A 1519-nucleotide genomic window follows, 5' to 3' on the forward strand; every position below is an offset into this window, starting at 1 on the left:
GGGCTAGCGTGCGCACACATTTGCTTCGGGTTGATTTTGTGAGGCTAGAAGGAAGCCGTCTGTGATGGCATTGAAGCGTCTGAGGCCGTGGGTAAAGGTGATGGGCCCTGGCGGTCGTTCCTTTTCGTAGCCGTTCCAGCCTCCGAGCCTGGCGATACACCAGGCGGCCCAGGCGAGCGTGTGCATGGGGTGCGGGTTCTTCTGCTTTTGGGTCTTGCCTTCGAGCTTGGCGATGAGCGCTTCCAGGACGGTGATCTCGGAGGGATCGAAGAGCCGCGCAGCCTGGAAGTTTTGGCCCTGCGAACCACGCCCGTGTACGAGTTGCATGACCCTGGTGGCGACGACCAGAGCGGTGGCAGCCAGACGTTCGAGCGCGTCGCCGTCGGCAATGAGGCTTTCCTCCAGATCGATGGCCTGCGACTTCACGGTCCGGAACAGCTGTTCGACGATCCAACGCGAGCGATAGAGGTCGACGATGCGGCAGGCATCGGCGAGCGTTTCGACGCTGTGGGTGGTCAACAGCCGCCAGATCACCGCGTCCTTAGCCGAAGGTGGATCGATCTCACGCACTTCCACCATGTTGAGTGTGAGTTCGCGTGGATCGCGGCTGTCGGCGCCAAGGCGGGGCTGGCGCAAGCTTACCGCGGTGAAGCGAACGGCCAGTTCGACGGTGCGGGCCGGCCGGCCAGGGCGTGCCTGCAGCTCAAAGGCGATGCGGCCGGCTTGCGGCGTCTTGGCGATCGCGCCGAACAGGCGCTCGCCCCGCGTGCCCAAGGCCCGATCCCGTACAGCGCGGATGAGCACATGGGTGCGCTCGCCGGGCAGCCTTGCAAACACTTCGTAGATGTCGGCCTCGCGGTCGCCGATCACCGTCATCTGCGGCGTGTCGGTCAGCGCCTGGCATGCCGCCTTGGCGGTGCCGATCCATTTGTGGCTTTCCTTGGCTTCGATCGGCAGCGCCTGGTAGTCATCCGCCTTCTTTGCCTCGCGCCGCCAGATCGTGGCGCCTGCAAGGCCAAGGACCGAGCCGTCCACGGCATCCACGGCCAACGCCGGATGCACGAACAGCCCGATATCCTCGCCATTGCCGACACGACCGAGGCCGCGCTTGCGTGAAGCCTTGGCTTCATAGTTGATCTCGCTGCTGTCCTCGATGATCAGCACGTGGCGGCCTGCGGCCATTTCGGCGGTTCGCGCCGCCGCCGTGCGGATGATCTCTTGCGGGCTCACGTGGCGATTGCGGAACAGGCGCGTGAAGGCGACCTTCTCGGCGCGTGTGTCGGCCAGCCGGCGCATGCCCGTGCTGACACGCGCAAACATGCGCTCCAGAACCATGCTCCCCTTTTTTGCAAGCGCAGGTCGCCGAAGTAGCCAAGCAACGAAGCCATCGTCGAAACCTCCTGAATCAACAATGGCAGCTACAGAATCACATACGATTCAAACACTTCAAGCCATTTTCCGACAGCGCTTCTTCACACTTGACCACACAACGAAGCAAATGTGTGCGCACGCTAGCCCC

General features: G+C 63.3%; 1 protein-coding gene. It reads right to left on the reverse strand.

Annotated features, from left to right (window positions below):
• Window positions 1-3: 3 nt before the first annotated feature.
• Window positions 4-1320, reverse strand: a complete 1317-nt coding sequence (locus RFM41_RS34000) for an IS4 family transposase (protein WP_320319357.1) — start codon at window positions 1318-1320, stop codon at window positions 4-6.
• Window positions 1321-1519: the final 199 nt, after the last annotated feature.

The organism is Mesorhizobium vachelliae (genome assembly GCF_033977325.1).
Classification (GTDB): Bacteria; Pseudomonadota; Alphaproteobacteria; order Rhizobiales; family Rhizobiaceae; genus Mesorhizobium; species Mesorhizobium vachelliae.

What these genes read in the sequence shown, in the direction of transcription:
- RFM41_RS34000 (WP_320319357.1), bottom strand. Translation starts at nt 1,320, where the DNA reads ATGTTTGCGCGTGTCAGCACGGGCATGCGCCGGCTGGCCGACACACGC.